This is a genomic window from Micromonospora sp. BL4 (assembly GCF_003667505.1).
In the GTDB taxonomy this organism is placed as follows: domain Bacteria; phylum Actinomycetota; class Actinomycetes; order Mycobacteriales; family Micromonosporaceae; genus Micromonospora.
In genome coordinates, this window is sequence record NZ_RCVJ01000184.1 from 1 (window position 1) to 5944 (window position 5944).

General features: G+C 74.3%; 4 protein-coding genes and 1 pseudogene. 2 read left to right on the forward strand and 3 right to left on the reverse strand.

Annotated elements, in window-relative coordinates; genetic code table 11:
- Together EAD89_RS24850 and EAD89_RS24855 are read left to right on the forward strand one after the other, a co-directional pair.
- Positions 1 to 818: NUDIX domain-containing protein (locus EAD89_RS24850; protein WP_121677399.1), on the forward strand; the 818-nt coding region annotated here is incomplete at its 5' end.
- Positions 819 to 1162: 344 nt separating this feature from the next.
- The gene (locus EAD89_RS24855; protein WP_121652280.1) at positions 1163 to 2101 is read left to right on the forward strand and encodes a phosphatidylcholine/phosphatidylserine synthase; all 939 of its coding nucleotides are present in this window, start codon (positions 1163 to 1165) and stop codon (positions 2099 to 2101) included.
- A gap of 55 nt (positions 2102 to 2156) precedes the next feature.
- Here the strand turns inward: EAD89_RS24855 and EAD89_RS24860 are convergent, their stop codons facing one another.
- The 3 genes and pseudogenes from EAD89_RS24860 to EAD89_RS24870 form a co-directional block, all read right to left on the reverse strand.
- Positions 2157 to 3410 (reverse strand): phosphatidylserine decarboxylase, encoded by a 1254-nt coding sequence (locus tag EAD89_RS24860; RefSeq protein WP_121652279.1) that lies wholly within the window; start codon positions 3408 to 3410, stop codon positions 2157 to 2159.
- Positions 3411 to 3969: 559 nt separating this feature from the next.
- Positions 3970 to 4152: pseudogene (locus tag EAD89_RS24865) on the reverse strand (hypothetical protein); the annotation flags it as partial.
- Positions 4149 to 5819, reverse strand: coding sequence for a PspC domain-containing protein (locus EAD89_RS24870; RefSeq protein WP_233579089.1), 1671 nt, complete (start codon positions 5817 to 5819; stop codon positions 4149 to 4151). The pseudogene EAD89_RS24865 and the gene EAD89_RS24870, both read right to left, overlap by 4 nt.
- Positions 5820 to 5944 lie beyond the last annotated feature (125 nt).

Sequence of the window (5944 nt, forward strand, 5' to 3'; positions counted from 1 at the left end):
TTCCGGGGGTGTGGCGGCTGCCGGGAGGTGCGGTGGCACACGCCGAACATCCGGAGCACGCGGTGGTCCGGGAGGTGGCCCGGCAGACCGGGCTGACCGTGACGGTCGACCGGCTGCTGGCGGCCGTGGCCGACGTGACCACCTACCCGGAGGACGACGTCGCCCTGCACACCGACCGGTTGGCGTTCGAGCTGACCGCGCGCGGCGGCACGCTGCGCGACGCCGGGGACGGCCCGACCGACCAGGCCCTCTGGGTCACCACGGCCGAGGCGGCCCGCCTGCCGCTGGCGCCGTTCAGCGCCGAGCTGCTCGGCCTGCCGGTCACCCCGCTCCCGACCGGTGCCCGTCGGCCCGCCGAGCCGTTCCCGCCGGCGCACCCCGACCGGCGGCTGCGCTTCGGGGCGTACGGGCTGGTCACCGACCCGGCCGGGCGGATCCTGCTCACTCAGATCGCGGACGGCTACCCGGGGGCCGGCAGGTGGCACCTGCCCGGGGGCGGCACCGATCACGGCGAGCAACCGACCACCGGGCTGCTCCGTGAGCTGATCGAGGAGGGCGGTCAGCTGGGCCGGGTGGTGGAGCTGCTCGGCGTGGACAATCTGCACAACCCCGCCGCGTTCGGCCCGGAGGGGCGGCCACTGGACTGGCACGGCGTCCGGGTGATCTATCGGGTGCTGGTGGACGTACCTACCGACGCGGTGGTCACCGAGTCGGCGGGTGGTTCGACGGCCCGGGCCGGCTGGTTCACCCCGGCTCAGGCCGCCGACCTGCCGTTGACGGGGATCGCTGCCTCGGCAATCGGACAGTCGGGTCGATAGCCCCGCGCTCGGTGAGCCGAGATGGTGACCCTCCGGTACAGTCGATGGCGGGAATGATGGAGGAACGGGCGATGAGGCCCGGCATGGGAATAAGAGTGCGGTTCGCGCGGTTTAAGCCAGATATAAGTACCGCCGGCAGCTATCGCCAAGTCCTGTTCCCTTATGCGATGGTGTACTCCGCAAAACGGCTGCCGGGCCACGCAAGGTCCGGCACGAGACAGCCGGACACCCGCCCTCGCGGCGGCAGTCGATCCGGTGATGGAGGAAACGTGCCGAGAGCCCTATGGCGCCGGCGTCGTACGACTGACAGTCCGCGCCCCGCCGGACGTCGCTGGGCGGGCCGCTTGCGCCGCAGCAGCACGTTCGCGCGCCAGGTGCTACTGGTCCGGGTGGGTCGCCGCGACGGCGACCTGCGGACCACCGATGTGGCGCTGCCCGAGCACCGGTACGCCGACCGGCAGCGTCGCCGCTACGGCCTGGACCGCCTCGGCCGCCCAGCGCTCGGCACCGGTCGATCGGAGATCGAGGCCGTCATGCCGGTCAGCCCGGCGCTGCCGCCGATGGCACACGTCGACGAGGCTTCGGCCCACTCGATCCCACTGCTCCCCGGCGAGCGCACAGTCGCCCGCCGGATGAAGTTCGGCCTGGTCAACGCGTGCACGCTGGCCAGCCTGATGCTCGGCATGCTCGCCATCTTCCAGGCCATGCAGGGTGAGGTACGCATCGCCGCGCTCTGCCTGATCGCCTGCGTCGCCTTCGACGGCCTGGACGGCGCGCTGGCTCGCCGGCTCAACGTGGCCAGCCCGTTCGGCGCGCAGATGGATTCGCTGGCCGACATGTGCTCGTTCGGCCTCGCCGCACCGGTCGTGGTCTACGCCTCGCTCGCCGGTTCGGTGTCGACGGCCGCGGCGGCGGTGGCCTGCGCCCTGGTCGCGGCATGTGCCGCGATCCGGCTGGCCCGTTTCAACGTCTCGCCGAAGGACGGCCGCTTCTTCTGCGGGGTCCCCACCACCATGGCGGCCGCGGTGCTCGCCGTGACCGTCGCGATCGGTCTGCCCGTGCCCGGCCCCGTGCTGGTCGCGGGGGTGGCGCTGCTCGCCTTCGCGATGGTCTCCAGCTTCCCGTACGCCAAGCTCGCACGGCTGGTCAAGCTGCCGCCGTGGCTCTGGCTGGCCCCGGTGATCGGCGCACTTGTCGACATCCGGCTCACGTTCGCCCTGATCGTGGTGGGCTACCTGGTCAGCGGGCCGGTGCTCTGGCTGCGGCAGCGTCGTACCGCCTGAATCCGCGTAACGAAGAACGGGGTGCCCGCGGGCACCCCGTTCTGTCGTTGACGGGTCAGCGCCAGCGGGCGATGACCGTGGAACCCCCGACCACCTTGTCGCCCGGCCCGACCAGCGGCTCGGCGGCCTCGGCCGGCAGGTACACGTCGGTCCGGGAGCCGAACCTGATGAGCCCGAAACGCTCGCCCTTCGCCAGCAGCGCGCCGATCGGAGCGCGCTGCACGATCCGGCGGGCGATCAGCCCGGTCCGCTGCGCGACCACCACCGTGCCGCGGCTGGTGTCCAGCACGGTGTACGCGGCCACGTTGTGCTCGGCGTCCGGCTTCATCGCGTTCACGAAGCCACCGTCGGCGACGAAGTAGTCCACCACCTTGCCGGCGACCGGCGCCCGGTTGACGTGCACGTCCAGCACGGACAGGAAGACCGCGATCCGCAGCCACTCACCGTCGCCGAAACGTTCGTCGTGCAGTCGCTGCACCGACAGGACCTGCCCGTCCGCGCTGGCGACCACGGCCGCCGGATCCTCCGGAACGTCGCGCTGCGGATCGCGGAAGAACGCGGCGACCGGCCCGGCGGCCAGCGCCGGCAACAGCCAGAGCTTGGACGAGGGACGCGCCACCCGGGCCAGCGCGGCCAGGCCGAGCGTGATGCCCGCCGCTGCCACCCCGTTGGAGTCGATGTGCATGCCGCGGGTCAGCGGCACGCTCGACGGCCGGTGTGCCGGGGCCAACCGGTCGGCCGCCGCCGGGCTGGCCGGGGTGAACCGCAGCCGGTAGATCCGGACCGGCGGCGAGTTGCGCAGCACCAGGTCGGCGCCGACGCCGTAGAGGGCGTCCTGCCGGGCCAGCTCGGCCGCGGCGCCGGTGGTCCGGCCGGGCGTCGCGGCGGTGGCGACGCTCAGCACCGCGCCGTCGGCCAGGTGCTTGACCAGGGACTCGATGCCGCCGCGGGTCTCCTCGGCGGTGCCGGTGAACGCCTCGGCGGCGATGACCACCGCGGCGGCCTCGGCCTCGGCCAGCGAGTCGATCACGTTGACCCGGTCGGCGACCCACCGGCCCTGGGCGGTGATGTGCTCGCGGAGCACGGTGACACCGGACGACTCGGCGGGCACCACGGCGAGCCGGTCACCGGGGAGCAGCGCCTCGATCGCCGCGGCCAGCACAGCGGACTCCGGGCTCGCGCCGACCAGGAGGGCGACCTTGGGATCGTTGATCCGGGCCAGCTCGGTGACGAGCGTACGGGCGGCTCGCTCGCCGATGCGGACCGGACCGGACCGGCCGGTGGTACGCACGGCGGGGGACTGGGTCATGTCGGACGGGCTCCTGACGGGGTAGAGACGGGAATCGCGGCGGGGCCCGCCATGGCGGGACGGGCCGGCCGGCGGAGGCGAGATCTCCACCGGCCAGCATATGCGCCTGCCCGCGCCGACCGCACCGTCGGAGCGGTTGAGAAGGTCGGCGCGGGCAGGCGCCCGGTCAGGGCTCCCGGCGCTGTTCGTTCCGCTCGTCCGCCGGCTGGTCGACCCGGGTCGGCTCGTCGATCTCCGCGCCGGTCGGGCGGTCGGCGAGGCCGGCGGTCGGCTCGTCGCCCCCGTCGGCGCGCTGATCGGAGACCGGGGTGGTTTCCGGCTCCGACGGCGGGTGGGCCAGCCAGGCCGGGTGGATCACCTCGGCCGTCGGCGTCTCCGGCGCCCGCACCTCGGCGGTCGACGTCTCCGGCGCCGGCCCTGGTGCGGGAGCGTCCCAGGTGGAGCGTTCGGCGTCCCAGGACGGCAGGCCCGCGCCGGAGGTCGGCGCGGACGCACCGGAAACCGGCGCGGCGGACTCGGTGGTGACGGCGTTCTGAGCGGTCGGTTCCGGTTGGACCGGACGGCTGGAGCGCAGCGCGCCGACCAACCCGAAGATCCCGATCAGGATCAGCGCGCCGGCCAGGAACCAGCCGACCGGCGGCAGCGCGAGCCCGAGCAGTTGGGCGAGCAGCCACCAGACGGACAGCCCGAGGAACACCAACCCGAAGGCGAACGACACCAGATCCGTACGGTGAGCCTTCACCGGGTCACCTCCAGGTTGCCGGCATTGACGTGGATGTACAGGCGCAGCGTCCCGCCCCCGGGCCCGTCCGCGCCGAGGTCGGTGGACTCGCGCAGGCGTCCGTCCAGCCCGCCGGACCGGCTGCCGAAGATGGTGGCGTCGCCCGCGTTGACGTCGGCCACCGTGGTGACGTCCACGTTCGGGGGTACGACCACGGTCGCCTGGCCGAAGTTGACCGCCACGGTCACCTGGCTGTCCCGCTTGGCGAAGTCGATCCCGCGCAGGTCGAGCACGGCGTCACCGAAGCTGTTCTCGTACCGGTCGGCGAGGTCGCGGTGGTCGGTCGGCGCCCAGGTGACCGCGCCGTCGACCCCGCGGATCCGGTCGTAGGACTCGGCCACCGTGGCCGTTCCCAGCGCGGCGGCGGTCACCAGGCCGAGCGCGATGAGCCAGCGGGCCCGGCCGAACCAGGTGCCGACCAGCAACCCCAGCGCGATCGTGGCCAACGCGGCGGCGAAGTACGCGGACGCGCCGACGTCGAAGACGTCCAGCAGGTCGAGCAGGGCGACCACGCCGAGGGCCAGGAAGATCAGCGAGAAGGTCACCGCGCCGAGCGGCGACCGCTCCCGGGGTCGCTTCGGCGGCTTCGGTGGCTTCGGCGGCTTGGGCGGGGGGTACGCGGCCGGCGAGGCGTACGGCCCGTGCGGCGCGAACGGAGGGCGGTATCCGGCCGGCGCCGGCGGCGTGACCGGGTAGCCGGTCGGGGTGCCGGCAGCGGGGGCGCCGGTCACCGGCGCCGACGGCCAACTGCCGCTGGGCGTGCCGGTGCTCGGCCACCCGGGGCTGGCGGGGCCAGGCGCCGGCCAGCCCGCCTGCGCGGCCGTCGTGCCGGCCGGCTGCCCGGACACCGGGCCCACCCCGGACACCGGCTGCGCGCCGGTGAACGGCTGCGGACCGGTGGCCGGCTGCGTGTCGTGCGTCGGGGCGTGCGGGGTCGGCGACACGTCCGGCGCGGCGGTGGCGTACGCCGGATACCCGCCGGGCGGTGCCGTCGCCGGCGGGTTGGTGGGCGGCACGACGCCGTGCGCCGGCGCCGGCCAGGTGACCGGCGGGACGGGCCCGGACGGCGTACCGACCGGTGCGGACGGGACCGGACCGCCCGGGGTGCCGGGCTGCGGCCCTCGGCTGTCCCGGTTGAGCAGCAGCGCACCGCCGATCAGGATGGCCGCGCCGAGCAGCACCGCGCGGAAGGCGTCGGTGACGATGTAGCCGAAGCTGGCCGCGACCAGGATGCCCAGGATGATCACGGTCACCGGCGACATGCTGGACCGACCGCGCCCGAGCATGGACTCCACCGGGGACGCGGTGTCGCCCTCGTTGGGGATGATCAGCCAGGCGGCGACGTACACCAGGATGCCGATGCCGCCGAAGAAGCCGAGCACCGCGAGCAGCACCCGCCAGAGCACCGGATCGGTGTTGGTGGCTCGTCCGATGGCCGCGCAGACCCCGGCCAGGTAGCGCCCCTCACGCGGCCGGACCAGCCCGTACCGCGACGTGAAGCCGGCGCCGCCCAGCGGCGGTGGCGGTGCCGACGGGCCGGGACCACCCGGCCCGGGTGGCCCTCGGCTCACCGCCGAACTGGCCGGCCGGCTGGCCGAGCGGGTGGACGCGGACGTGCGGTGGACCATCCGGGAAGGCTGGGGTGAGGTGGCGCCGCGCCGTGACGGTGGCGTTGAGGCGCTGCTCGAGGATCTTGCCCAACGGCGCGCCGACGACCGGTGGGACATCGCGATCTGTCTGACCGACCTACCGC

Excerpts from the sequence above, each read along its gene's own strand:
- EAD89_RS24870 (WP_233579089.1), bottom strand. The coding sequence starts at position 5,819 with ATGGTCCACCGCACGTCCGCGTCCACCCGCTCGGCCAGCCGGCCGGCC.
- EAD89_RS24860 (WP_121652279.1), bottom strand. The coding sequence starts at position 3,410 with ATGACCCAGTCCCCCGCCGTGCGTACCACCGGCCGGTCCGGTCCGGTC.